This is a genomic window from Bacteroides luti, from assembly GCF_900128905.1.
GTDB lineage: Bacteria > Bacteroidota > Bacteroidia > Bacteroidales > Bacteroidaceae > Bacteroides > Bacteroides luti.
In genome coordinates this window covers 228,970-253,854 of sequence record NZ_FQTV01000002.1, presented here as the reverse complement: position 1 = coordinate 253,854, position 24,885 = coordinate 228,970, and the positions used below count along the sequence as shown (strand labels likewise).

At 37.1% G+C, this 24,885-nt stretch carries 24 protein-coding genes; 13 read left to right on the top strand and 11 right to left on the bottom strand.

The window, feature by feature from the left end:
- Positions 1-4 precede the first annotated feature (4 nt).
- Together BUC21_RS02830 and dnaJ are read left to right on the top strand one after the other, a co-directional pair.
- Positions 5-598, top strand: a complete 594-nt coding sequence (locus BUC21_RS02830) for a nucleotide exchange factor GrpE (RefSeq protein ID WP_394332743.1) — start codon at positions 5-7, stop codon at positions 596-598.
- 20 nt (positions 599-618) lie between these two features.
- Positions 619-1,800, top strand: coding sequence for a molecular chaperone DnaJ (gene dnaJ / locus BUC21_RS02825; protein WP_073399006.1), 1,182 nt, complete (start codon positions 619-621; stop codon positions 1,798-1,800).
- A 231-nt stretch (positions 1,801-2,031) separates the two neighbouring features.
- On the opposite strand, the gene BUC21_RS02820 is transcribed toward dnaJ, so the two are convergent.
- Positions 2,032-3,357, bottom strand: coding sequence for a PhoH family protein (locus BUC21_RS02820; RefSeq protein ID WP_073399197.1), 1,326 nt, complete (start codon positions 3,355-3,357; stop codon positions 2,032-2,034).
- Between the two features lie 90 nt (positions 3,358-3,447).
- Between BUC21_RS02820 and BUC21_RS02815 the strand changes: the two genes are divergently transcribed.
- A complete protein-coding gene (locus BUC21_RS02815) occupies positions 3,448-4,764 on the top strand; it encodes a bifunctional folylpolyglutamate synthase/dihydrofolate synthase (RefSeq protein ID WP_073399005.1) in 1,317 nt (438 codons plus the stop codon).
- Positions 4,765-4,861: 97 nt separating this feature from the next.
- Here the strand turns inward: BUC21_RS02815 and BUC21_RS02810 are convergent, their stop codons facing one another.
- Complete coding sequence (locus tag BUC21_RS02810; RefSeq protein WP_073399004.1) at positions 4,862-5,239, bottom strand: RidA family protein; 378 nt, start codon at positions 5,237-5,239, stop codon at positions 4,862-4,864.
- Positions 5,240-5,699: 460 nt separating this feature from the next.
- Here BUC21_RS02810 and BUC21_RS02805 point away from each other — a divergent pair, with 460 nt between their 5' ends.
- Both BUC21_RS02805 and BUC21_RS02800 read left to right on the top strand, forming a co-directional pair.
- Complete coding sequence (locus tag BUC21_RS02805; protein ID WP_073399003.1) at positions 5,700-6,251, top strand: RNA polymerase sigma factor; 552 nt, start codon at positions 5,700-5,702, stop codon at positions 6,249-6,251.
- Entirely contained in the window at positions 6,248-7,603 is a 1,356-nt protein-coding gene (locus BUC21_RS02800; protein ID WP_073399002.1) for an outer membrane beta-barrel protein, read from the top strand. The genes BUC21_RS02805 and BUC21_RS02800 overlap by 4 nt, the downstream gene beginning before the upstream one ends.
- Before the next feature lie 127 nt (positions 7,604-7,730).
- Here BUC21_RS02800 and BUC21_RS02795 read toward each other — a convergent pair whose 3' ends face one another.
- From BUC21_RS02795 to dnaN, 7 genes are read right to left on the bottom strand one after another with little or no spacing between them, the layout of a single operon-like run.
- A complete protein-coding gene (locus BUC21_RS02795; protein WP_073399001.1) occupies positions 7,731-9,431 on the bottom strand; it encodes a tetratricopeptide repeat protein in 1,701 nt (566 codons plus the stop codon).
- 22 nt (positions 9,432-9,453) lie between these two features.
- Complete coding sequence (gene rlmB / locus BUC21_RS02790) at positions 9,454-10,200, bottom strand: 23S rRNA (guanosine(2251)-2'-O)-methyltransferase RlmB (protein WP_073399000.1); 747 nt, start codon at positions 10,198-10,200, stop codon at positions 9,454-9,456.
- Positions 10,187-11,857, bottom strand: coding sequence for a DNA repair protein RecN (recN, locus tag BUC21_RS02785; RefSeq protein WP_073398999.1), 1,671 nt, complete (start codon positions 11,855-11,857; stop codon positions 10,187-10,189). Before recN ends, rlmB begins: the two co-directional genes overlap by 14 nt.
- Before the next feature lie 4 nt (positions 11,858-11,861).
- A complete protein-coding gene (porD, locus tag BUC21_RS02780; RefSeq protein WP_073398998.1) occupies positions 11,862-12,788 on the bottom strand; it encodes a type IX secretion system protein PorD in 927 nt (308 codons plus the stop codon).
- A gap of 12 nt (positions 12,789-12,800) precedes the next feature.
- Positions 12,801-13,997, bottom strand: a complete 1,197-nt coding sequence (gene coaBC, locus BUC21_RS02775) for a bifunctional phosphopantothenoylcysteine decarboxylase/phosphopantothenate--cysteine ligase CoaBC (protein WP_073398997.1) — start codon at positions 13,995-13,997, stop codon at positions 12,801-12,803.
- An 18-nt stretch (positions 13,998-14,015) separates the two neighbouring features.
- Positions 14,016-14,786 (bottom strand): 3'-5' exonuclease, encoded by a 771-nt coding sequence (locus tag BUC21_RS02770; protein WP_073398996.1) that lies wholly within the window; start codon positions 14,784-14,786, stop codon positions 14,016-14,018.
- 9 nt (positions 14,787-14,795) lie between these two features.
- A complete protein-coding gene (dnaN, locus tag BUC21_RS02765) occupies positions 14,796-15,920 on the bottom strand; it encodes a DNA polymerase III subunit beta (protein ID WP_073398995.1) in 1,125 nt (374 codons plus the stop codon).
- Positions 15,921-16,074: 154 nt separating this feature from the next.
- On the opposite strand from dnaN, the gene BUC21_RS02760 reads away from it, so the two are divergent.
- The 6 genes from BUC21_RS02760 to BUC21_RS02735 all read left to right on the top strand — a co-directional run bounded on the left by BUC21_RS02760 (position 16,075) and on the right by BUC21_RS02735 (position 20,683).
- A complete protein-coding gene (locus tag BUC21_RS02760) occupies positions 16,075-16,428 on the top strand; it encodes a DUF3127 domain-containing protein (RefSeq protein WP_073398994.1) in 354 nt (117 codons plus the stop codon).
- Between the two features lie 212 nt (positions 16,429-16,640).
- Positions 16,641-17,489: a DUF4348 domain-containing protein gene (locus BUC21_RS02755; RefSeq protein WP_073398993.1), complete on the top strand. Its 849-nt coding sequence runs from the start codon at positions 16,641-16,643 to the stop codon at positions 17,487-17,489.
- Between the two features lie 132 nt (positions 17,490-17,621).
- A complete protein-coding gene (gene murB, locus BUC21_RS02750; RefSeq protein ID WP_073398992.1) occupies positions 17,622-18,638 on the top strand; it encodes a UDP-N-acetylmuramate dehydrogenase in 1,017 nt (338 codons plus the stop codon).
- A 4-nt stretch (positions 18,639-18,642) separates the two neighbouring features.
- Positions 18,643-19,404, top strand: a complete 762-nt coding sequence (locus tag BUC21_RS02745; RefSeq protein ID WP_073398991.1) for an MBL fold metallo-hydrolase — start codon at positions 18,643-18,645, stop codon at positions 19,402-19,404.
- Positions 19,405-19,476: 72 nt separating this feature from the next.
- A complete protein-coding gene (locus tag BUC21_RS02740) occupies positions 19,477-19,947 on the top strand; it encodes a serine--tRNA ligase (protein WP_139261209.1) in 471 nt (156 codons plus the stop codon).
- A 343-nt stretch (positions 19,948-20,290) separates the two neighbouring features.
- Positions 20,291-20,683, top strand: a complete 393-nt coding sequence (locus BUC21_RS02735; RefSeq protein WP_073398989.1) for a Spy/CpxP family protein refolding chaperone — start codon at positions 20,291-20,293, stop codon at positions 20,681-20,683.
- A gap of 103 nt (positions 20,684-20,786) precedes the next feature.
- On the opposite strand, the gene BUC21_RS02730 is transcribed toward BUC21_RS02735, so the two are convergent.
- Positions 20,787-21,740: an NAD-dependent epimerase/dehydratase family protein gene (locus BUC21_RS02730; protein WP_073398988.1), complete on the bottom strand. Its 954-nt coding sequence runs from the start codon at positions 21,738-21,740 to the stop codon at positions 20,787-20,789.
- 178 nt (positions 21,741-21,918) lie between these two features.
- Here BUC21_RS02730 and kbl point away from each other — a divergent pair, with 178 nt between their 5' ends.
- Together kbl and BUC21_RS02720 are read left to right on the top strand one after the other, a co-directional pair.
- The gene (gene kbl, locus BUC21_RS02725) at positions 21,919-23,106 is read left to right on the top strand and encodes a glycine C-acetyltransferase (RefSeq protein ID WP_073399195.1); all 1,188 of its coding nucleotides are present in this window, start codon (positions 21,919-21,921) and stop codon (positions 23,104-23,106) included.
- A 5-nt stretch (positions 23,107-23,111) separates the two neighbouring features.
- The gene (locus tag BUC21_RS02720) at positions 23,112-23,867 is read left to right on the top strand and encodes a lysophospholipid acyltransferase family protein (protein WP_073398987.1); all 756 of its coding nucleotides are present in this window, start codon (positions 23,112-23,114) and stop codon (positions 23,865-23,867) included.
- Here BUC21_RS02720 and BUC21_RS02715 read toward each other — a convergent pair.
- Positions 23,864-24,634 carry a DUF4369 domain-containing protein gene (locus BUC21_RS02715; protein WP_073398986.1) on the bottom strand — a complete coding sequence of 257 codons (771 nt, stop codon included), beginning with the start codon at positions 24,632-24,634 and terminating at the stop codon, positions 23,864-23,866. The two genes, BUC21_RS02720 and BUC21_RS02715, sit on opposite strands and share 4 nt — an antisense overlap.
- Positions 24,635-24,885: the final 251 nt, after the last annotated feature.

Genomic DNA, 24,885 nt, shown 5'->3' with positions numbered 1-24,885 from the left:
ATATATGGATCCAAAGAAAAAAGAAACAGTTAAAGAAGAAGAATTAGTAGATAACACTCAGCAAGTTGATCAGGAAACAGAAGCATCTGCAGCTGAACAAGAAGCTCCTGCTCAGGAAGAAGAAGTTCTTACTCCTGAACAAGAATTGGCTAAGAAGCTGGAAGAAGCTAATGCTAAAATAGAAGATCAGAACGATAAATATCTGCGTCTTTCGGCTGAGTTTGACAATTACCGCAAGCGCACAATGAAAGAAAAAGCCGAACTGATTAAGAATGGCGGCGAAAAGTGTATCAGCAGTATTCTTCCTGTTATTGATGACTTTGAGAGAGCTCTGAAAACAACGGAAACAGCTACTGATGTTGCTGCTATCCGCGAAGGACTTGAGTTGGTTTACACTAAATTTATGAGCGTAATGGGACAAAATGGCGTTGAAGCAATTGATGCCTCAAGCGAATTCAATACAGATTTCCACGAAGCAATCACAACATTTGCTGCTCCAAGTGAAGATCTTAAAGGAAAAATCATAGATTGCGTACAAACAGGCTATACACTTAATGGAAAAGTAATTCGTCATGCCAAAGTTGTAGTTGGCGAATAATTAATAAAGGATAACGAACAATGGCAAAAAGAGATTACTATGAGGTGCTGGGCGTTGAGAAATCTGCAACAGCCGATCAGATAAAGAAAGCTTATCGTAAGAAAGCAATTCAATTTCACCCTGATAAAAATCCGGGAGATAAAACTGCAGAAGAGAAATTTAAAGAAGCAGCCGAAGCTTATGATGTTTTAAGCAATCCAGATAAGCGTGCTCGTTACGACCAGTTCGGACATGCTGGCATGAGCGGTGCAGCAGGTAACGGCGGCCCGTTTGGCGGAGGATTTGGCGGAGGTGCCGGAATGTCAATGGACGACATTTTCTCTATGTTTGGTGATATTTTCGGTGGACACGGCGGCGGAGGCTTTGGTGGCTTCGGAGGTTTTGGCGGCGGAGGCGGCCAACAGCAAAGACGTTTCCGTGGATCGGATCTTCGTGTAAAGGTTAAACTAAATCTGAAAGAAATTTCTACCGGTGTAGAAAAGAAATTCAAACTAAAGAAATATGTTTCTTGTTCGCACTGTCACGGTACAGGAGCTGAAGGAAGCAGTGGTTCTGAAACTTGTTCTACCTGTAAAGGTAGCGGTTCGGTAATCCGTAACCAACAGACCATTCTAGGAACCATGCAGACTCGCGTTACTTGTCCTACTTGTGGTGGTGAAGGTAAAATCATCAAAGATAAGTGTAAAGAGTGTGCCGGAGAAGGTATCGTATATGGTGAAGAAGTTGTAAGCGTAAATATCCCTGCTGGTGTAGCTGAAGGAATGCAACTGTCCATGAGCGGAAAAGGAAACGCTGGAAAGCACAACGGAGTTCCTGGCGATTTACTTATTCAGGTGGAAGAAGAAGCACATCCAGACTTAGTTCGTGACGAAAACGATTTGATCTATAACTTATTGCTTAGCTTCCCAACCGCTGCTTTGGGTGGAGCCGTAGAAATACCAACTATCGACAATAAAGTAAAGGTTAAGATCGAAGCGGGAACACAACCGGGCAAAGTTCTTCGTCTGCGTGGCAAAGGTTTACCAAGCGTGAATGGTTACGGAACAGGAGATCTACTTGTAAACGTAAGCATCTACGTTCCTGAAACATTAACCAGAGATGAAAAAGAGACTTTGGAGAAACTGGAATCATCAGATAGTTTCAAGCCAAACAGTTCGGTTAAAGAAAAGATTTTCAGGAAATTCAAAAGTTTCTTCGATTAATTCAAAAGCTTATTTAGATATTATAATCTCCTCAATTGCACTCAGTAATTGAGGAGATTTTATTTTATGCTATTTTATTTAGGTTCATCCTCTATTTCAGATAACTCTCTTGATGTACTCTTTATATTATATTGTCTTCCAAAATCTTTATCATCAATTCTTATCTTAAAAATAATCATAGATTATCTTATAAAAGAGAATCATTTATTCAATATAGTTTCTATTCGAACTCTACATCAAATTACTAGCCAACTCACTCAGCATACTACGCTCTCCTTTTACCAGATTAACATGAGCAAAGATATTCTGGCCCTTCATACGGTCAATCATATAGACTAAACCATTGGACTCGCTATCCAGATAAGGTTGGTCAATCTGTTGAATATCTCCGGTGAAGACCATCTTTGTTCCTTCTCCGGCTCGGGTGATAATTGTTTTAATCTCGTGAGGTGTAAGGTTCTGAGCCTCATCGATAATGCAGTAAGTTTCCGACAAGCTTCGTCCACGGATAAAAGCCAGCGCCTCGATAACCAGCTGACCACTTTTCTGCATATCGTCCAGACGTCTCAGCTCTGTTGAAGTTGGAGAAAACTGGTGTTTGATAACGTTCAGGTTATCGAAAAGCGGTTGCATATAAGGTGCAACTTTGGCAGCTGCATCTCCGGGAAGAAAACCAAGGTCTTTATTGGAAAGAGCCACAATAGGACGAGCCAACAATATTTGTTTGTAATCGTTCATATTGCTTAATGCTGATGCAAGGGCAAGCAATGTTTTACCAGTTCCAGCTTTTCCGGTTAGAGCTACTAGTTTAATATCGGGATCGTTCAGAATCTCGAAAGCAAAGCTCTGTTCAGCGTTACGTGGTTCGATGCCGTAATTTTTGGCTTTTGTCACCCTATGAACTGTATGCGTAAATGGATTATACCTGGCAAGCACGCTATTACGTTCGCTCTTCATCACAAAGCACTCGTTTGGTTGCAGAACATTTCTGAACTCAATATCACTAATATCTACCCCTTCCTTAGAAGAATAAACTTTATCAATGAGTTCTGAAGATACTCCGTCGTAAACTTCATTGGCCTTCTCGAATATATCCACATTAGTAACCTTGTCGGTAATGTAGTCTTCGGACAGCACTCCTATGGAACGGGCCTTCATGCGTAAATTCACATCCTTAGTAACCAGAACAGTCTTAGTTTTTGGATATTTCTTTGCCAAAACATCTGCCGTGGAGAGAATTTCATGGTCGACTTGTCGCTCCGGAAAAGATTTCCGCACTGTTTCGGACTCCATCCCGCCGGTGAGAATAAAGAGCTTTCCCATACCCTCGCCCAGCGATGCTCCCTTAGTGAAAAGGTTATCGTCAGTAATCAAATCAAGTTCGCGAACAAATTCTCTTGCATTATAATTTATTTCCCCACTTCCTTTTTTAAATTTATCTAATTCCTCTAAGACAATAATAGGAAGATAGATGTCATTTTCCTGAAAATTTCTCAAACAATCATGGTCGTGAAGAATAACATTAGTATCTAACACGAAATTTTTCTTAGTTCCCATAATTTTTAGATTTAAAATGTTGATATTTGCACCTAATATAGTAATTAAAAGATTACGATATATCACTAAAAGACTAAAATTTTTGAATAAATGAATTATAAAGAGACTCTAAACTATTTATACGAAAGCGCTCCTTTATTTCAGCAGATTGGGAAATCGGCATATAAAGAGGGACTTAGTAACACTTATGAGCTGGATAAACATTTCAAACATCCACACAAAAATTTCAAGACTATCCATGTGGCAGGAACAAACGGCAAGGGATCCTGCTCTCACACACTTGCAGCTATTCTGCAATCTGCCGGATATAAAGTAGGACTCTACACCTCTCCTCATCTTATTGATTTCAGAGAAAGAATCCGTGTAAACGGAAAACCTATTACTGAAGAATATGTGATTAACTTTGTTGAGAAGGAACGTAAGTTCTTCGAACCGCTTCAACCGTCGTTCTTTGAACTTACTACTGCGATGGCCTTTAAATACTTTGCAGATCAGAAAGTAGACGTAGCTGTTATAGAAGTTGGTTTGGGCGGGCGATTGGATTGTACCAATATTATTCATCCGGATTTATGCATTATAACTAATATAAGTTTCGATCATACTCAGTTTCTCGGAAAGACTAAGGCGCTTATTGCTGGTGAGAAAGCCGGTATTATAAAGAAGAATGTACCTGTAATTATTGGCGAAACAAACGAAGAAACAAAACCTGTGTTTATACAGAAAGCTGACGAAGAGAAAGCTCCTATTTTCTTTGCTGAAGAGGAACAGTTACTGTGGCGATGGGAAATGAACAAAAGAGGACGCTGGAACTACTTCACGGCTGATTATCCTCATCTGAAAGGTGAACTTGGTGGATTCTGCCAGATTAAAAACACCAATACTATTCTTTTAGCTTTAAGATTATTGAAAAAAGTCGGTTATAACATTCCTGATGCAGCTGTAGAAAAAGGATTTGAGAAGGTTTGCGAACTTACCGGATTAATGGGGCGCTGGCAAAAACTGGGAATTAATCCGTCGATAGTTTGTGACACCGGACATAATGTTGGTGGTATAACTTATATTTCCGAACAACTAAGCAAGCAAAAATACAAGAAACTGCACGTTGTAATAGGAATGGTAAACGATAAAGATATTAGTGGTGTATTGGCTTTATTACCCAAAGATGCTGAATATTACTTTACCAAAGCAAGTGTGAAGCGTGCACTTCACGAAGCCGACCTAAAGTTTCTGGCAAGTAAAGCCGGGTTATATGGAAAGACTTACGCTGATGTATCCAAAGCATTTGAAGCTGCAAAGGCTAATGCCTCTAATAAAGATTTTATATTTGTAGGAGGAAGTAGTTTTGTTGTAGCTGATCTCCTCACCTATCTGGAAAAGAATAAAAAGCAGGAAGAAGGCACTGTATAAAAGAAAAAAGCAAGATTGTATTATATAATGAAGAGAGATATCATTTAAGTTATCTCTCTTCTTTATTTCTTTCAACGGAAATTTTACTCGAACAAACTTACTTCACAGCAATACATTCAATTTCCACCATTGCATTTTTAGGCAAAGCCTTTACAGCTACTGCAGAACGAGCCGGGAATGCACCATCAAAATAGGTTGCATAAACAGCATTCATATCTGCAAACAGAGACATATCTGAAAGGAAAACGGTAGTCTTTACAATGTTGGCAGTAGTAAGTCCGGCTTCAGCCAGAATATGTTTAATGTTCTCAAAAGATTGCTTAGTCTGTTCAGCCACTCCACCCGGAGCAAATTCACCGGTAGCCGCATCTACTGGTAACTGTCCTGAAACAAACACCATGCCTCCGGCTTCTATAGCCTGACTGTAAGGTCCGATAGCACCTGGTGCCTTTTCACTAGAAATTACTTTTTTCATTATTTCAGCTATTTATTAGTTAATACTATTTTGTTTGCAAGTTAAACATAATTGCAAATAACTGCAACTTTTTTCTAATTCTCGTTTCATATTTTTAGCGAGCTGCGCAACTCGTTAAAACAGCCTGCGCAGCTCATTATATCGAGCTGCGCAAGTCGCAGAAACGAGCTGCGCAGCTCGCGAGTATAATCTCATCGGTTTTTCTAAAGAACTTCACCGGAAAGAGAAAGGAATTTCTCTTGAAAATAAAATAATTGATACAATAAAATGCAAATTGAAATAAGAATTATATGAGCTTAAAACGTTTTTTAAACTCTCTTAGCCTCTTCCGTGTACAACTAAAAATAAGAATTATACAAGCACAATTTCTCAAATAAAAATATTTTTTAGAAAAAAGAGTCATGCTTTAAGCAGTATATTATATATTCGTGCATTTATAAGTAAACACGTGTCAGATTTAATGAGTGAAACCGAATTGACAGAACGTTGCCGGGTTGGAGATAATACAGCTCGCAAGGAGCTTTATGAGCAATATGCAGGACAAATGTTCGGCATATGCTATAGGTATGCCGGTGATCGGGAGATTGCTCAAGACCTCCTTCACGACGGTTTTTTGAAAGCTTATTGCTCTTTTGATAAGTTTACCTATCGCGGAGAAGGCTCACTGAAAGCATGGCTCAGCAGAGTAATGGTAAACATATCGCTCGACTATCTGCGGAAAAATGATCCGGCCCGGCAAATGTTGCCGCTCGATCAGATTCCAGAGAGCATTGAAGAGCCTCGTGAGGAAGATATTACTCAGGTTCCGCACAAGGTTCTGATGAAATTTATAGCAGAATTACCGTCCGGATATCGAACCGTATTCAATTTATATGTCATGGAACAACTTTCGCATAAAGAAATTGCTGAGAAATTGGGCATCAACGAAAAGTCCTCGTCCTCGCAATTATTTCGGGCAAAAAAAGTTTTGGCAAAAGAGATAAATAACTATTTAAAGGAAAATAATCAATGAAACAGGAAGACAAAGAAAAATGGATCACTGCCTTTCGGGAAAGTTTAGAAGATTATTCCGAACCACCGTTATTCAATGACTGGGAAAGGCTGGAAAAGGAACTCTCTGTTGTTCCTGTTGCCAAACCTAAGCGTTCATACATTATGTACTATTCGGCTGCGGCTGCAATTATATTGTTGTTAATTGCTTCGGCAACAGCAATCTATTTATTTGATAATTCATCGGATAAGTATTTTGAAACATCTCAGCTTCCTGCCGAAATTGAGACTATTACTGATAAGAAGCCTTTGAAAGATGTGATTGAACCATTGATTAACGACGTTAACAAGAACGATAGATCTGCATTAAACAAATCGGCCAGTAAGAGCAGTGTGCTTTCTGGTAATAAGCTTGCTTTAGCCAATAGCGCTTCGGCTAACCAACCATCTGCCCTTTCGGGTGATAAAAAGAATTTAGTAAAGAACGAAGCTGGTAAAGATGCTGAAAACAGCAATGAATATGTGACTTTAAGCAAGAATAATGCATCGGACTTAGAGCGTTCTAATGAACAGAAAGCTATTGAAGAGCAAAAGTTGAATGATAATAGTGGCGAGAAAAGGAATGTCCCTCAACAAGGAGAAAATAACAAATCAAAGAAGCAGGCCCTTAAAACATCTCCCAGAAAAGCTGAAAGAGTAACCGAACTTTGGGAACGTCCAAGAAAGAAAAAACAGAAGAATCTTTCAATCGGAGTTTCTGCAGGGAACACTCTTTCATATAGTTCCGAAGGTGGTCTTATGGATTATGCAATGAGCCCAAGTAACGACTATTTAAGCTATATAAATGTTGAGGAAACAATTGTATCGAATTTATTGACAAATACACCGGTTAAATGGAATCATAAACAACCGGTTTCGTTTGGACTTTCTGTCCGTAAATATCTAACGCAAAGACTTGCTATAGAAAGCGGATTGATTTATACCCGATTGGAATCAGAATCATCCGGTAGCAAAAGTCACAGACAAACGTTGGATTATATTGGTATTCCTGTAAAGTTGAACTATATGCTAGTTGATAGTCGTTATTTCACGCTTTATCTTTCTGGCGGAGGAATGGCCGAAAAATGTATATCAGGTAAATTAAATACAAAGGAGCTTTCAGGAAAGGATATATCAGAAGATGTAAGTGTAAAACCATTGCAGTGGTCGCTTAACGGAGCTTTGGGAGCACAATATAACATTACTCCTAAAATGGGAATATTTGCAGAACCCGGAATTGTTTACTTTTTCAATGATGGTTCTAAAGTAGAGACAATTCGCAAGGAAACGCCTTTCAACTTTAACCTGCAACTGGGATTACGAATTAGTTATTAGTGAATCTGAAATTAAAAAACGAGTCATAAATTAATAGACACACTTAGCTATTTTACAAAGTAGTTAACTCAAAAAAAAAGGATTACCGTGAGGCAATCCTTTTTTCTATTTTATAAGAACTTACTTATTACTTACAGTTCTTTTCAATCATTGGAATAACAGCTTCGTCTCCCAATTCTTTGGCTTTATTAAAGTTTTCACAAGCTTCGTTTTTCTTTCCTTGTTGCATCTGGCAGAAACCAATCAAACGATAGCAAGCTGCGAATTTAGGATCAATTACCAAAGCATCTTTCAGATTCTTTATAGCTTCATCATAACGGGCAATACGAAGATTAACCGCTCCATATTCTGCCAGATAATCTTTATTGGAAGGATCGAGTGTTACCGCTTTTTGAATATCTTCCAATGCACGTTTAAAATTCTTTGCTTTATAGTTTGCTTGTTCGCGAAGATAGAAGAATGTAGAACTTACATTACCACCCATGGCCTGTTCAAAGTAGTCGTAATCAATAACTGCTTCTTTATACATCTCTTTCTGAGTCTTAACCAAAGCACGTTCAGAAAGATAATTAGCAGCTTCTCTTGGATATGGGGCAGCATATTTGTTTACTGCACTATCAAGTAAAGCAAGAATTTCTCCTAAATCACCATTCATCATTTGCTTTGTCTTTGCAGCACTATAGTATGTTTCTGAAGAAGCCTGTGGAGAGTGGTTTATCTTATCGTAACATTCAAAAGCTTTATCATATTTTGTAGCTGCAAAATAGATATCGCCTTGGTGCTGGATATAAATTGGAAGCGGATTAATATCGATAGCTTTCTGAATTTCCTCCAGTGATTTTTCGAATGTCCAGTCTTTATAAGCACCATCTTTGCCACGAAGAGCAACATAATACATCAGTCGTGAGCGATTAAAGAAGGCATTATCTTTTTTATCAGCAGTTTTCAATGCTTTTTCAAGGTCAGCCTCACCCAAAGCCAGATGTTCTGCATCAGTATAACTGGTTACATAGAAGTTAGCCCTGCGGATATATCCTTCGGAACTGTTAGGGAACTGTTCTACAAAAGTATCCAGCAATGAGAGATATTTTTCCTTACTAACAGAAGAAGCCATATAAAGAGCAACTAAAGCCTGTTCCTCTGTATTAGGAAGAGCTTTTTTAATACCAATACTATTCAGGTCGGGATTATTAAAATCGAGAGCATTAATAGTCAATGCGTTAACATAAGGAGCACTAATGGCATAACAATGAGTTGTGTCATTAGATGCAGCTTTCTGTACCAAACCAAAGACCTCGCCTTCTGCATTCATAACCGGACAGCTTACCATTTTGTCTTTCACAGAAATAATAAGCTTAAAGTATTTATGAGGACCGGAAAGATTAGACACTTCTTCTACTTTTCCAAAGGTACATGAACGATCTTTCTTTGTAGAATAAGGAAGCATTACCACTTCGGCATCTTTTGCAGGAATAGCAGTTGCCAGAGTCAGCGCGGCAGTGCTCTTCTTTCCCAAATCCACACTAAACTTAATAACATCGTACATAGAATTCATACCCAGAATAGTTTTAACCGGCATCTGCTTACCTTCCGAGTTAATAACATCTGCACGTGCTGCACCTTTAAACAAAGAATAGTCGGACAGCGCCACTCCATTTTCCGATACAAAGAAACCGTTGCCGGTATTGAGTAATTTGCCGTTAGTGTCGTAAGTCACCACAGAAAAGACAGCCTTTTTGGCTTTATCAACCCATTTGGGTGCCTCCTTCTGCGCCATTGTCCACTGAGAAAGCAGACAAAGGACTATAAATAGTATTTTCTTTTTCATGATTATAGGTTATATTAAAATATCATTCTTTTTCAAAGCCACGTTGTTTCACAGCCTCGTAAATCAACACTCCGGCTGCAACGGAAACATTTAATGACTCAATCTTACCAAACAAAGGAATCTTAACCCATTCATCACACAATGCAAGGTGATCATAAGACACACCGGTATCTTCAGCTCCCATAATAATACAGAGAGGATCTTTATAATTTGCCTTTGTGTAATCGTAATCTCCCTTTTCGGTAGCAGCTACAATCTTGAATCCGCTATCTTTTAAATATTTAATAGCAGTAGTCAGACTTTGTTCCTTGCAAACAGGCAGCGTATGAAGAGCTCCTGCTGAAGTTTTCATGGCATCTGCATTAACACTCACACTATTTCTGGAAGGAATAATAATTGCATCCACACCAGCGCAATCGCAAGTACGGGCAATAGCTCCAAAGTTACGTACATCTGTTACCCCATCAAGCATAACAAAGAAAGGAACCTTTCCTTCTTCGAAAAGAGTAGGAACAACATCCTCTACCTTATAGTATGTCACTGCAGAAACAAAAGCAAGAACTCCCTGATGGTTTTTAGTTGTTATTCTGTTGATGCGCTCTACCGGTACACGCTGAACAAATATATTTGTGCCCTTTACTGCAGCAAAAAGTTCTTTTGAAAGATCACTTTGAATATCTTTCTTTACCAGGATTTTATCAATTTCCTTACCCGCCTCAATGGCTTCAATCACGGCGCGTACGCCAAATATCATTTCATTTTTTTCCATGCTGTTTTAATAATTCTTTTGCGTTATTCATCGCAGCTTCCGTCAAAGTAGCCCCACTCAGCATGTGAGCTATCTCATCAATCCTCTCCTCTTGTTCCAATCGGCGGATATTACTACTGGTCGATGTTTCGTTATCTTGTTTATATACTTTATAGTGTACTTTTCCTTTGGCCGCAATCTGAGGCAAGTGGGTAATGCTGAGAACCTGCATGCATTGTCCCATTTCCTTCATAATTTCTGCCATCTTATCGGCTATCTCACCGGATACTCCGGTATCTATTTCATCAAAAATAATAGTTGGCAACTGAGTAGCTCCGGCAATCATTGCTTTTATAGAAAGCATAACACGAGCTATTTCACCACCCGATGCTACCGAAGATATAGTTTGCAATGTAGCATTCTTATTGGCAGAGAAAAGGAAGCCCACATTGTCTCCGCCACTTGCATCGAAATTTGTCTTCGGAGTAATCTGAACCTGAAAGCGCACATTAGGCATCCCAAGCGGAATAAGTTTGCTCTGCATCTCATGCTCTACTTTTTTGGCAGCTTTCGTACGTTTATCAGTAAGCAGCGACATTGCTTTTTTAACTTTATCAAGCAACTCATCTTTTTGTTTCTGAAGCGCTTCAATCTGTTCTTCAAAAGAACTGATAGCATTGAGGCGTGCACGAAAATCTTCCTGAACTTTTATTAGTTCCTCAAGGGTACTTACATGATGTTTCTTTTCTAGAGAATAAATTAAGTTGAGCCGTTCATTCACAAATTCCAGTCGAGCCGGATCAACAGTTATATTATCTTCCTCTCTTGTCAAATCCCTGGCAACCTCTTTCAGTTCGATAGACAAGCCCTCAATTCTATCATATAATTCTCCGGCTGTATTATAACGTTCTTTCAGAGAACGCAATATACCGGAAACTCTTTTCATGTTGCTCAGCAATCCACCTTCATCTTCATAAAGAAGCTGGTCGGCACTGAACAGTGCTTCCTTTATCTCTTCGGCATGACTAAGAAGTTCTTCTTCCTTTTCCAGTTCAGCATCTTCTCCTTCAACGAGTTTAGCTTCATCAAACTGATCGAGCTGAAAACGGACATAATCTTCATCGGCCTTGCTTTGTTCTTCGAGTGCTATAAGTTTATCCAGCTCTTCAACAACCTTTCGGTAATTGTGATATGCTTCTTTATAATTGGAAAGTTCTTTCTCGTCATTAGCCAATGCATCCAGAACATTCAATTGGAAATCTTCTTTGCTCAATAATAAGTTCTGATGCTGAGAGTGCACATCAATTAACTGTTCGCCCAACTCCTTCATCAAGGTAAGCGGAGCCGGAGAATCATTTATAAATGCACGCGATTTACCGGAAGACTGCAGTTCTCTTCTCAGAATACATTCGTTGGAATCGTACTCCAACTCGTTTTCCTCAAAGAAAGCCTTCATCTGATAGGATGATATATTAAAATGAGCTTCGATTACACATTTCGAAGCACCATTCTTTATAGCTTTTACATCTGCTCTCTGCCCTAATAGCAAACCTATAGCACCTAGAATAATAGATTTTCCCGCTCCCGTTTCACCGGTAATAACAGAAAAACCTTTATCGAAAGTGATATCAAGAGTGTCAATCAGCGCATAGTTTTGAATTGATATAGATTGCAACATAATTTTATTTCGAAGACTTTATTTTATCCCATTCGGTACTAAGTGCGGGATTGATATCAACTAACATTGTATATACTTGTTCTTTCTCGGCTTGTGTACCTTTTGAGTAAACATTGACCAATTCATCTTTCTTTATTTCAGTAAACAATTGTGGAAGAACAGACATTGGCTTATTTTCCTTTGCTTTTTTAAGTTCTTCCAGAGCCACAGTAATCTTAGCCCTTCCCCTATCTGCATTCTGAGCCATTTCATCTAAACCCATGCGATGATAATCATAAACCATTTGTCGGTAAGGTTTCATTTGCTCATCCAGATAATCGGTTATTATTCCATGACGGTTACGACTGTCATCAAACGCTTTCCAGCCAGCTTCAGACATCGTCTGAGCAGCCGTTACAATACTTTCGGCTGTGCGTAAAACATCTGTTCCTCCCAGTGGAGCCATGGAATCCATATCCATACCAATTATCAGATAAGCATAGTATGCAATAACTGCGGTAAGGTTACTGTCTATCTGATTTTCACGAAGCTCCAAAGGATCAAATTCCAGGTAAGTGAAATTAAAATTCACATCCTTGAAATTAAAAAGCGTAGTGTTATAGCTAGAATTGTAAACCGGACGATTAGCCTGAACCAGGAGCTCGCATTTAAAAGCTCCATCGTCTGTATGTTCTTTCACCGTGATATTCATGCTACAGGATATCTTCTCTGCAACAGTATATTGGGCGGAAGTCCATTTACGATCATTGATAAATTCCGTTAAAGCAGTCTCTAATGTTTTAAAGACCTGAGTGTTTGTTCCCTGAATCTTTGAATAATTGATATTCACCTTGCAATTCAGTTCCTGTGCTTTTCCTGCTAACGAAAATGCCAGCAACAGAAAAGTAAAACAAGTGAAACGGAATATATTATGAATGATCCTATTATTCATTTTACTTCCTGGTTATTTAATCAGTTGAACCAATCGGTCAATGATATCTGTCGCTACTTCACGTTTACTCTTCAACGGATAATCTGTTTTTCCGTTTTTATCTATAATTGATATTTTATTTGTATCATGACGGAAACCGGCACCTTCGTCATTCAATGAATTAAGAACAATGAAATCAAAGTTCTTTCGTTCTAATTTGCTTTGAGCATTCTGTAGTTCATCATTCGTTTCCAAAGCAAAACCAGCTAACAACTGATCATCTCGCTTCATTTCGCCTAGCGAAGCAGCAATATCGTGAGTCGGTTTTAAAACGACGGTAAGCTCGTCACCTTTACGTTTTATTTTCTTATCAGCTACCAACTCAGGAGTAAAGTCTGCTACTGCCGCACATAAAATTCCAGCATCAGATGATGGATAATTGGCAACAGATGCCTCATACATTTCCTTAGCCGACTCAACATCTATACGGTGAATATTAGGATGAACTGTTTTAATCTGAACCGGTCCTGCAATCAAAGTAACTTCAGCACCTCTGGCAGCACATTCTTCAGCTAAGGCAAAGCCCATCTTTCCTGAAGAATAATTACCTATAAACCTTACAGGATCAATCTTCTCATAAGTTGGCCCCGCAGTTATCAGTATTTTTTTTTTTGAAAGATCTTGTTGATTGGCAAAGAACTCCTCAATTACACGAATAATAGCATCAGGCTCTTCCATCCTACCTTTACCAACCAAATGACTGGCGAGTTCACCTTCTCCCGGTTCAATTATATGATTTCCGTATGAGCGAAGTGTCTCTATATTTTTTTGAGTAGAAGGATGAGCAAACATATCCAGATCCATTGCAGGAGCAACGAAAACCGGAGCCTTTGCAGAAAGATAGGTTGTAATAAGCATATTATCTGCTATTCCATTTGCCATCTTCCCTATTGTAGAAGCGGTAGCCGGAGCAATCAACATAGCATCAGCCCAAAGTCCTAAGTCTACATGACTATTCCAAGTGCCATCTCTTCCAGAAAAGAACTCACTGATTACTGGTTTACTTGTTAGTGCAGATAAAGTAATGGGAGTAATAAATTCTTTTCCTGCAGGGGTAATCACAACCTGAACTTCAGCACCCTTCTTTATAAGACCACGAATAATATAAGCAGCTTTATAGGCTGCAATACTTCCGGTAATTCCTAAAACTATTTTTTTCCCTTTCAACATATACCTATCCTAAGTAAACTATTTACCGTTAAATTCACGTAACTTGATTTTAGTAAGAACAGCTTTTGTGTTCAAAGTAAAATCACTGTTCAGCATCCATGAATAGTATCCTGGATCTTTCTTAAAGACATCAGATACAGGAACACCTTTGTACTTTCCGAAATTGAATACTTCTACATCATTATCGTCATAAACCACTCTTCCGGCAAAATCTACATTCTTACTATAAGAAGAAAAATCTGCCAGGAAAGCCATATCATTCTGCAATTCAGGATAGCGATCGAGCTGAGCTTTAAGCACCTCGTATGTTGCACGGGTATCTGCTTCAGCTGTATGAGCATCATCAAGATTCTTTTCACAATAAAATTTATAAGCAGCGGAAAGAGTTCTTTGTTCCATTTTGTGGAAAATAACCTGAACATCAATAAATTTACGCTTGCTCATATCAATATCCACTCCAGCACGAAGAAATTCTTCAGCAAGCACTGGAATATCGAAACGATTGGAATTAAATCCGGCAAGATCGGCACCTTCAATATCTCGTGCTATGTTCTTTGCCACTTCTTTAAAAGTAGGACAATTAGCCACATCTTCATCATAGATACCATGTATACTTGAAGATTCTTCCGGGATATGCATTTCCGGATTTATGCGAAGAGTTTTAGACTCTTCATTTCCGTTTGGATATACTTTCAAATAGCAAATTTCGACAATTCTATCAGAGTTTATATTAGTACCGGTTGTTTCCAAATCAAAGAAAACAACCGGATTTTTTAAGTTCAAGTTCATTTTATAAAATTAGTCATTTAACATCATAGGCATCAACAGCATCAGCAAGTCATCATCTTCTTCCTGTTCCAATGGAACAATAACACCTGCACGAGAAGGATCAGCCAGCTCTATTATTACATCTGTAGATGAAATATTATTTAAAATATCAATCAGGAAAGTTGATTTAAAACCAATGCTCATTGGAGCACCTTGATATTGACAAACTAAAGATTCCTCAGCCGAAGTTGAGAAGTCAATATCCTGTGCTGAAATAACAACCAGATTTTCCTGCATACGAAGTTTTATTAAGCTGCTTGCCTGTGAAGAGAAAATTGAAACACGTTTTAGTGCACTGATCAACTGTAAGCGATCTATAGTTACTTTATGAGGATTATTCTGAGGAATTACTGAATTATAATTTGGAAAACGTCCTTCAATTAAACGACAAACCATGCGGTAGTTTTCAAGAGTGAAGACTGCATTTCTGTCATCAAATTCTATTGTTACAGAGCCCGATTCTTTAGGCAAAAGATTCTTTAATAAGCTGGCTGGTTTTTTCGGTAAAATAAAAGCAGCTCTTTCGCTACCTTTTGCTGCAAAAGTCTTGCTACGGGCAAGTTTATGTCCATCAGACGCAACAAACGTAATATCTTCTGTGGTGATATCAAAGTAAATACCATTCATTACCGGACGAAGTTCATCATCAGCAGTAGCAAAAAGCGCACGATTTATACCCGTCAACACTAAATCTGCATTCATTTCAAGGCGAACAGCATTATCTCCCAGTGATGGAGATTGAGGGTATTCATCAGCATTTTGACCTACCAAACTATATTTACCGTTTTGGTATTGAACAGAAATCTCATAAGTTTCAACATTAACTTCAAAGCTCAGAGGTTGTTCCGGAATTTCCTTCAATGCATCTAATATTGTTTTTGCACCAACAGCAAACGAGCCGTTTGCATCACTTTCATTCACTTCTAATGAAGTTACCATTGTCGTTTCACTGTCTGACACAGTTACAGAAAGCTTTCCATCTTCCAGTTCAAAAAGAAAACAATCTAAAATAGGTAATGCATTTTTAGAGTTAATTACACGGCTAATAGCTTGTAGATGACTAGACAGAGCCGTACTCGAAACGACGAATTTCATACTTATATCAGTTTAAATTATTATACTTATTATGAAAGACAAAGATAAATAAAAAGATTCTCTAACCAAATAAAAGAATAAAGAAAAAAAGTAAAACATTAGCTTTGTAAAACTTAAAATGTTATTTTCGCAGCCCGAATTATAAAACAAGATTATGGAAATTAGTGGAAAAATAATTGCTATTCTACCTCTGCAAAGCGGTACCGGTAGAAATGGATCTGAATGGAAAAAACAAGATTATGTTGTTGAAACCCACGATCAATACCCAAAGAAAATGTGTTTCAACTTATGGGGAGATAGAATTGATCAATTCGCAGTTCAAATGGGTGAAGAAGTTACAGTTTCTTTTGATATTGATTGCCGTGAATGGAATGGTAAATGGTTTAATGATATCCGTGCATGGAAAATTGATCGTAATTCTGGCGCCAGTATGGATGCTCAACCTTTCCAACAAGCAGCACCGGTAGAATTTACCTCAACAGACGCAAAAGACGATCTTCCATTTTAATGAGAGATTTCATAAAAGAGATTACATACATAATCAGAGCCGATTTCCTTAAACTTTAAGGAAATCGGCTCTGATTGCAATCTTAATTGTCGTTATTGAAATTAATTCAAAAAAAGACAAAGAAGATTGTTCTATTTGGAATAAAAGATATACCTTTGCACGTTTTTTAATTGAGACGTTTTATTATTAGGTTCGCAAGTATTGCAGAATAAATGAAAAAGATAATTTTAGGTGCTATCACACTGTTTTTACTTACTTCTTGTAACGGTAAGAAACCAAAGATAGATCCTTTTGAATCACTTACAAATTTAGTTGATTCTGCTTCAGCAGAAACAGACTCAACAGCTATCGATTCAGTAGAAGAAACTCCCAAGGCCACAAAAGCTGACGAAACCTTCGACGACTTTATTTACAGCTTTGCATCCAATAAAAAGATGCAACAACAAAGAATTCATTTCCCGCTTACTTTTATCAATGGAAATTCAACAAGCAAAATAGAAAAACGTTTCTGGAAAACAGACCACTTGTTTACAAGACAAGATTATTACACTATGCTCTTTGACAAAGAAGGTGACATGGATTTAATGACTACCACCTCTCTGAAGTCGGCGCAGTTTGAGTGGTACTACATGAAAACAAAAAAAATAAAAAAGTACAATTTCAACCGCGAAAAAGGGGCATGGATACTAAACTCTATAGTCATAAGCGACATTAAGAATGATGAAAATGAAAACTTTATAGAATTCTTTCATAAATTTGCTACAGATAGTATTTTTCAACGTTCACGCACTCGCGAACCTCTTACTTTCGTAACAACAGACCCTGATGATGATTTCTCTATTCTGGAAACTACTATGGAAGTTAATCAATGGTTTGCCTTTGCTCCCAGACTCCCAAAAGAAAAATTTTCAAATATAAACTACGGGCAAAGTAATTCAGAATCTTCAAACACAAAAATCCTCACATTGAAAGGACTTGGCAATGGTTTTTCGAACACTTTGTATTTCAAACGACAAGGTAAATTCTGGGAATTCTACAAGTTCGAAGATTTAAGTAACTAATTGAATGAATATTCAGCTATATCTATTTGACAAATAATCTGCCCCAATCTTTATCACTATTTTAAAGATTTCAGGAATGTCACATAGTGTGTAATCGAAATTTTGTATATTTGCCAGCAAATAGATAACAAGATGATTACAGCAAAAAAACAATATTCGTTACTTTCTCACAACACCTTCAGACTTGATATAAAAACAGAGACTTTCGTTGAGTATTCATGTACTGATGATTTAAAGCAAATCCTAAACGACAAAGAACTTATAAACGGACCTTGCCTTCACATAGGGAGTGGAAGTAATTTGTTATTCACATCCGATTACAAAGGTACAATTCTTCATTCCCAAATACAGGATATTACATTAATAGAAAACACTGACGATTATATCTTAGTAAAAGTTGGAGCTGGCATGGACTGGGATAGCTTTGTTGCTTACTGCGTTTCTCAGGGATGGGCAGGAGCAGAAAATCTATCACTTATACCCGGAGAAGTAGGCGCCAGTGCTGTACAAAATATCGGAGCATACGGAGTAGAAGCTAAAGATCTTATTCATCAGGTAGAGACTGTAGAAATTGCAACAGGAAACGATCGCATATTCACAAATGAAGAGTGTAAATACTCTTATCGACAGAGTATATTTAAATCTGATTTAAAAAATAAATACATTGTCACTTATGTTACTTATAAGCTAAGTAAACATCCAGTATACAATCTCGAATATGGTAATATAAAGGCTGAATTAGAAAAATATCCCGAAGTGTCTTTGGCTACAATCCGTCAAGCTATTATTGATATTCGCAACAGTAAATTACCAGATCCTAAAGTAGAAGGAAATGCAGGCAGTTTTTTTATGAATCCAATAATCCCTCGGTCACAATTTCTGGAGTTGCAAACTAAATACCCTGAAATACCTCATTATGAAGTAAGCCAGGATCTTGTAAAGGTACCAGCTGCATGGATGATTGACAAATGCGGATGGAAAGGAAAAACATTAGGTCATGCCGGAGTTCACAGTCAACAAGCATTAGTTCTTGTTAATAGAGGGAATGCTACAGGAGAGGAAATAATAAACCTCTCACGTGAAATTCAAAAATCAGTAAAAGATTTATTCAATATAGAAATTCATCCGGAAGTGAATTTTATCTCATAATATAATGGAAATTACAATTTTAGGAAGCGGCACATCTACAGGAATACCAGAAGTTGGCTGTACTTGTTCTGTATGTACCTCTTCTGATCCACATGATAATAGACTCAGAGCTTCTGCCTTAGTCAAGACAAAAGGAACAAACATTCTGATAGATTGTGGTCCTGATTTTAGGGAGCAGATGCTATTACACTCCAATTATGGACGCTTAGATGGCGTACTTATCACTCATGAGCATTACGATCATGTAGGTGGTATAGATGACTTGCGTCCTTTTTGCCGCTTTGGAGAGGTTCCTCTCTATACTGAGGAAAATACCGCTCAACGATTGAGAACACGTATGCCTTATTGTTTTTCAGAGCATAAATATCCTGGAATTCCTCAGATTTCAATAACTACTGTTAGTACTGAATCTCCTTTTCATATTGGAGATGTTGAGATATTACCTTTAAGAATCTACCACGGAAAGAGTCCAATTTTAGGATATAAAATTGAAAATATGGCATACATCACTGATATGCTAACTATGCCTCAGGAAGAATACAGCAAGCTAAAAGGTCTTGATTGTCTCATTATGAATGCCTTAAGAATAGAGCCTCACCTTACACATCAAACTTTAGATCAGGCTATTGAGAATGCTAAACGAATTGGGGCTAAGCAAACCTGGTTTATCCATATGAGTCATCACATGGGATTACATACCGAGGTCGAAAAGAAACTTCCACCTAATATGCATCTAGCATATGATAGACTTGTGATTAAACCTTAGCATTCTTTTTGCGTCTAACAAAATAGAAGTTCCGGCCGAACTTATATTTAGTTTAATTAAAAAAGACATGATATGAAAACAAAATTATTTATGACGCTAGCTATAGTGTTAATGAGTGTCTGTTCTTCACTTAAAGCCCAAGAAGTAAAAAAAGAACGTGTATTTCCTAACGAAAAGATGATTAAAGAGTTAAATCTCACAGATAAGCAAGTTGCAAAGCTTAAAGAAGGAGATGCTGATCTGAAATCTCAAATGAAGGCGCTTCATGAAAAAGAAATGCAATCAAAAAAAGAGATGAAACAATCAATTAAAGATCTAAAGGCTGCCCGTAAAGAAATGATAAGAAACAGTATGAGTAAAGATCAGTATATTTCTTATCTTGAAATGCAGATTGACAGACTTCAGAAAATGAATATGAAGAAAAATCAAAAGCAATTTGGATTTAAAGGGCCAAGAGGATCAAAACACAGATTTATGCACAGAAATCAAGCTCCACAAGGTGCTCCTAATTTTGAAAACGCACCAGAGTCTGATAATAAATAAGGTATTTATTTCTCAGAAAAAGGGATTGTTCTATTTAGAACATTCCCTTTTCTTTTTCTTTCAGTCTTCTCTGAGACTGTTTTAATATATTCTATTCTTAGAGGCTTAAATTTACTTTTCTACAATTTCATTTCTGCTTTATAGAACTATTATTTTTGCCCTTATTATTAAATAACGTAATAAGATAAAAAGATTAATGCTAAACGGCATAAAATTTCAACTGTTACTTTTAAAAAAATATCTATCATAAATTAAACCTTATTTGTTCATTTCAGTCAAATTTAAAAATTCGACCGGAATTATAAAACTTACGTAATTGTTTTATTTATAAAATGTATGTAATATGAAAACAAAATTTTTTATGACATTAGTCTTGGTTTTAATGGGTATGTGTTCTTTGCAAGCTCAACCAGGACAAGGAAGAAGAGGTCCTGAATTTCCAAGCGAAAGACTGATTAAAGAATTGAAGCTTACTGACGCTCAAGTGGCAAACATCAAAAAAGATAATGAAGAACTTAGAGCGCAAATGAGAGCTTCCAGAGAGAATAAAGAGTTCTCTAGAGAAGACATGAAAGCAATGATGGATAAAATGAGAGCAGCTCGTGACGAAATAATGAAGAAGAATCTTACTGACGAACAATACAAAGCTTATGTTGAGTTCGAAAAAAATAATGCTAAAAACAGAGGACCAAGACCTGAAGGTAGAGGACCACAAGGTAATGCACCTACTGAATAACAAAAATAGAAGAATTATATAAAAAAAAGACTTCTGCTTGATTGCATTACGCAAAAAGCAGAAGTCTTTTTTATTATTCGAATCTATCTAATAATGGAACACATTAGAGATTTCTTGCTTTAAGCTTTTCAATCATATCTGTTGTCATACTTTCCAAATTGAACTGAGGCTTCCAATCCCATTCCTGACGAGCGCAAGTATCATCCAAACTATCCGGCCAACTATCAGCAATAGCCTGTTTCAATGGATCAACATCATAGACCATTTCGAAATTTGGGATATTTTTCTTAATTTCAGCATATATATTTTCTGGTGCAAAACTCATTGACGCAATATTGAATGCATTTCTGTGAACCAATCTTGAAGGATCAGCTTCCAATAGTGAAATTGCAGCATTCAAAGCATCAGGCATATACATCATATCCATAAAAGTTCCTTCTTTTATTGGACAAATAAATTTCTCACCTTTTACGGCAGAATAATAGATATCAACTGCATAATCAGTTGTTCCACCTCCAGGAGGAGTTACATTCGATATTATTCCTGGGAAACGAACAGCACGGGTATCAACCCCATACTTATTAAAATAATAATCACTAAGTAATTCAGTGGTCACTTTTGTTACGCCGTACATAGTACATGGACGTTGAATAGTATCCTGAGGAGTTTTAATGTGTGGAGTTGATGGACCAAAAGAACCGATTGAACTAGGGGTAAAAACTGAACAGTTGTTTTGGCGAGCAATTTCGAGTATGTTTAGTAATCCATTAATACCGACATTCCATGCCAGCATTGGTTTGCTTTCTGCTACAACAGAAAGAAGTGCAGCAAGATTGTAAATAGTGTCAATCTTATATTTTTTTACAATCTCCAAAATCATATTCGGATCTGTAACATCAGCCACCTCTGATGGTCCCGAATCACGCAATTCTCCTTGAGGTGCTGCAGTTGGAATATATCCGGCAACCACATGATCGTTGCCATAACGCGTTCGCAATTCCATAGTTAATTCCGAACCAATCTGCCCGGTAGCTCCAACTACCAAAATATTTTTCATTGTGTTAATTATTTAAATTTGTTAGAATTAGGCTGCAAAGTAAGCACATTTTTTTTTAATAAATACTTATAAGACGTTGTTTATTCAAAAAATAATAATGACTTTTGTAAAGCAAACAAGTATAAATACAATAGACATTAAGCATAGATATATAAAACTAACTAATAATAAACGAATTATGTACAGCAAAATGAAAGAATACCTCAGCAATACAATTGCTGAAATTAAAGAAGCAGGGCTTTACAAAGAAGAGCGATTAATTGAGAGTGCACAACAAGCTGCTATTACTGTAAAAGGAAAAGAAGTGCTGAACTTTTGTGCTAACAATTACCTTGGATTATCAAACAATCCTCGATTAATAGCTGCCGGAAAAGAAATGATGGACAGACGTGGCTATGGAATGTCTTCAGTACGTTTTATCTGTGGTACACAAGATATTCATAAAGAACTGGAAGCTGCAATCTCCGATTATTTCAAAACAGAAGACACAATTCTTTATGCTGCATGTTTTGATGCTAATGGTGGAGTGTTTGAACCTCTTTTGGGACAAGAGGATGCTATTATTTCGGATTCATTAAACCATGCTTCAATCATTGACGGGGTAAGACTTTGCAAGGCAAAACGTTATCGTTATGACAATGCAGATATGGAAGATCTGGAAAGATGTTTAATTGAAGCTCAGGAACAGCGTTTCCGTATTATTGTTACCGATGGTGTATTCTCAATGGATGGTAATGTAGCACCTATGGATAAAATATGTGATTTAGCCGATAAATATGATGCTCTTGTTATGGTTGACGAATGCCACTCTGCAGGTGTTGTTGGTAAGACCGGACACGGAGTAAACGAACAATTTAATACTTACGGTAGAATTGACATCATGACCGGAACTCTAGGAAAGGCATTTGGTGGTGCAATTGGAGGGTTTACTACTGGTCGTAAAGAAATCATCGATCTGCTTCGTCAGCGCTCTCGCCCATATTTATTTTCTAACTCAATACCTCCTGCAGTTATCGGCGCCAGTCTGGAAGTATTTAAAATGCTGAAAGAAAGTAATGAGCTGCACGATAAATTGGCTGACAATGTAACTTACTTCCGTACTAAAATGATCGAAGCCGGATTTGATATTAAGCCTACTCAAAGTGCTATTTGCGCTGTAATGCTTTACGACGCAAAACTGTCACAGCAATATGCAGCCAAATTATTGGAAGAAGGTATTTATGTAACAGGTTTCTATTATCCTGTAGTGCCAAAAGATCAGGCACGTATCCGCGTTCAGATCTCAGCAGGACATGAAAAGGTTCATCTGGACAGATGTATTAATGCGTTTGTTAAAGTAGGAGAAGAATTAGGTGTTTTGAAATAATTCTAATGAAGATTTTATATTATATCTACCAAATTTGTATTGCACTTCCTTTATTACTAGTATTAACTATACTTACCGCATTAGTAACAACCGTGGGATGTATGTTAGGAAGTGCACATTTTTGGGGGTATCATCCGGGTAAAATATGGTCTCGACTTATATGCTTCTTTTTATTGATACGCGTAAGAGTTAAAGGACGGGAAAATCTTAAAGGAAAAACATCTTATGTATTTGTAGCAAACCATCAAGGATCATTTGATATTTTCCTTATATATGGTTATCTAGGACGAAACTTTAAGTGGATGATGAAAAAAGGAATACGAAAAATTCCTTTTGTTGGAAGAGCTTGCGAAGAAGCTGGTCATATATTCGTTGACCGAAGTGGTCCAAAGAAAGTTTTGGAAACAATCAAAAAAGCGAAAGAAAGCCTTACAGAAGGTACATCCGTAGTTGTATTCCCTGAAGGAGCAAGAAGCTTCACTGGACATATGGGCTATTTTAAGAAAGGAGCCTTTCAGCTGGCTGACGATTTACAACTTGCAGTAGTACCTTTAACAATTGAAGGATCATTCGAAATTTTGCCTCGCACCGGAAAGTGGATTCACCGCCACAATATGACGCTAACTATCCATCAACCAATTCTCCCAAAAGGAAAAGGATTAAAAAATATCCAGGAAACGTTAGATGAATCATACAAGATTGTAGAAAGTGCACTTCCAGAAAAACTTAAAGGAATGGTCTACAATCCAGATCAAAATTAATGAGCAATACTTGCAGCAGGCTGTTTTTGAGAAATCATAGCAGCTTGCTGTTCATTTTGCTGCATCATCTGATGTTCTTGTATCGACTGCATATTATCATGTGCCTTACTTACATACTCTTTAATCAATGGATTATTTTTAAAAGAATCAGGAGCATTCTTTACTATATCTTCCATAGCAGGAGTCATCAATGGATAAGGAAAATTGCTGCACATCATCAAAAAGACTCCAGGACCTAAAACATTTTCATAATTCTCAGCAATAAATGATTTTACATAACTATTCATTTCATTAGATAGCTGATCACTTTCTTTTGTAAGAATCACATTAATCTCTGCTGGATCAACTCCGTCGAGAATCATTTTTGCTTCCTTGTGTCCCAACTCTTCGCTGCGGGCATCCATAGATGCTTTCTTTTCTACAAATGCATATAATTTATCATTTAAAGGAGTACCTTTCACCGTCAACTTTGTATTGGAAATATTAATCTCTATACTTCCACCTTCCAATACCATTGGCATAATATTTTCATCATCCATGAAAAGAGATACCATCTGAACAGAGTCTACACTTCCTTTCATTGAAAACTCTCCATGAACAACCTCAGCAGAGTCAACATTGACCCATTTTCCTTCTTTAGCAACTTTAAGAAACAACATCTTCCCATCTAAACTAGACACAGAAGATACACCTTTAATTTTATAGCTTTTGCTGCAAGAAGTCAACGCGAACAAAATGAGGAGTAATGAAGAGTAAAATTTGATCATATTTTGCCTGAATATATAATTCGTTATTAATAATTCAAGGCAAATGTAACACCAATAATTTAGTCAGAGAAACATTTTATTAATATTTAAAACTTTTACGGACAAATTTCCGGAAATCAAACTAAATATTAACTGAAAAATGGATTCGTTTACTCCATTTAGACGAAGTTTTCGAACAAAAACAATAAACTAAACTATATTTCATAATATTATATAATTGAAATCATTTTGTTTCATTATTATGAAATTAA

What these genes read in the sequence shown, in the direction of transcription:
- BUC21_RS02830 (WP_394332743.1), top strand. Translation starts at nt 5, where the DNA reads ATGGATCCAAAGAAAAAAGAAACAGTTAAAGAAGAAGAATTAGTAGAT.
- dnaJ (WP_073399006.1), top strand. Translation starts at nt 619, where the DNA reads ATGGCAAAAAGAGATTACTATGAGGTGCTGGGCGTTGAGAAATCTGCA.
- BUC21_RS02820 (WP_073399197.1), bottom strand. Translation starts at nt 3,357, where the DNA reads ATGGGAACTAAGAAAAATTTCGTGTTAGATACTAATGTTATTCTTCAC.
- BUC21_RS02815 (WP_073399005.1), top strand. Translation starts at nt 3,448, where the DNA reads ATGAATTATAAAGAGACTCTAAACTATTTATACGAAAGCGCTCCTTTA.
- BUC21_RS02810 (WP_073399004.1), bottom strand. Translation starts at nt 5,239, where the DNA reads ATGAAAAAAGTAATTTCTAGTGAAAAGGCACCAGGTGCTATCGGACCT.
- BUC21_RS02805 (WP_073399003.1), top strand. Translation starts at nt 5,700, where the DNA reads ATGAGTGAAACCGAATTGACAGAACGTTGCCGGGTTGGAGATAATACA.
- BUC21_RS02800 (WP_073399002.1), top strand. Translation starts at nt 6,248, where the DNA reads ATGAAACAGGAAGACAAAGAAAAATGGATCACTGCCTTTCGGGAAAGT.
- BUC21_RS02795 (WP_073399001.1), bottom strand. Translation starts at nt 9,431, where the DNA reads ATGAAAAAGAAAATACTATTTATAGTCCTTTGTCTGCTTTCTCAGTGG.
- rlmB (WP_073399000.1), bottom strand. Translation starts at nt 10,200, where the DNA reads ATGGAAAAAAATGAAATGATATTTGGCGTACGCGCCGTGATTGAAGCC.
- recN (WP_073398999.1), bottom strand. Translation starts at nt 11,857, where the DNA reads ATGTTGCAATCTATATCAATTCAAAACTATGCGCTGATTGACACTCTT.
- porD (WP_073398998.1), bottom strand. Translation starts at nt 12,788, where the DNA reads ATGAATAATAGGATCATTCATAATATATTCCGTTTCACTTGTTTTACT.
- coaBC (WP_073398997.1), bottom strand. Translation starts at nt 13,997, where the DNA reads ATGTTGAAAGGGAAAAAAATAGTTTTAGGAATTACCGGAAGTATTGCA.
- BUC21_RS02770 (WP_073398996.1), bottom strand. Translation starts at nt 14,786, where the DNA reads ATGAACTTGAACTTAAAAAATCCGGTTGTTTTCTTTGATTTGGAAACA.
- dnaN (WP_073398995.1), bottom strand. Translation starts at nt 15,920, where the DNA reads ATGAAATTCGTCGTTTCGAGTACGGCTCTGTCTAGTCATCTACAAGCT.
- BUC21_RS02760 (WP_073398994.1), top strand. Translation starts at nt 16,075, where the DNA reads ATGGAAATTAGTGGAAAAATAATTGCTATTCTACCTCTGCAAAGCGGT.
- BUC21_RS02755 (WP_073398993.1), top strand. Translation starts at nt 16,641, where the DNA reads ATGAAAAAGATAATTTTAGGTGCTATCACACTGTTTTTACTTACTTCT.
- murB (WP_073398992.1), top strand. Translation starts at nt 17,622, where the DNA reads ATGATTACAGCAAAAAAACAATATTCGTTACTTTCTCACAACACCTTC.
- BUC21_RS02745 (WP_073398991.1), top strand. Translation starts at nt 18,643, where the DNA reads ATGGAAATTACAATTTTAGGAAGCGGCACATCTACAGGAATACCAGAA.
- BUC21_RS02740 (WP_139261209.1), top strand. Translation starts at nt 19,477, where the DNA reads ATGAAAACAAAATTATTTATGACGCTAGCTATAGTGTTAATGAGTGTC.
- BUC21_RS02735 (WP_073398989.1), top strand. Translation starts at nt 20,291, where the DNA reads ATGAAAACAAAATTTTTTATGACATTAGTCTTGGTTTTAATGGGTATG.
- BUC21_RS02730 (WP_073398988.1), bottom strand. Translation starts at nt 21,740, where the DNA reads ATGAAAAATATTTTGGTAGTTGGAGCTACCGGGCAGATTGGTTCGGAA.
- kbl (WP_073399195.1), top strand. Translation starts at nt 21,919, where the DNA reads ATGTACAGCAAAATGAAAGAATACCTCAGCAATACAATTGCTGAAATT.
- BUC21_RS02720 (WP_073398987.1), top strand. Translation starts at nt 23,112, where the DNA reads ATGAAGATTTTATATTATATCTACCAAATTTGTATTGCACTTCCTTTA.
- BUC21_RS02715 (WP_073398986.1), bottom strand. Translation starts at nt 24,634, where the DNA reads ATGATCAAATTTTACTCTTCATTACTCCTCATTTTGTTCGCGTTGACT.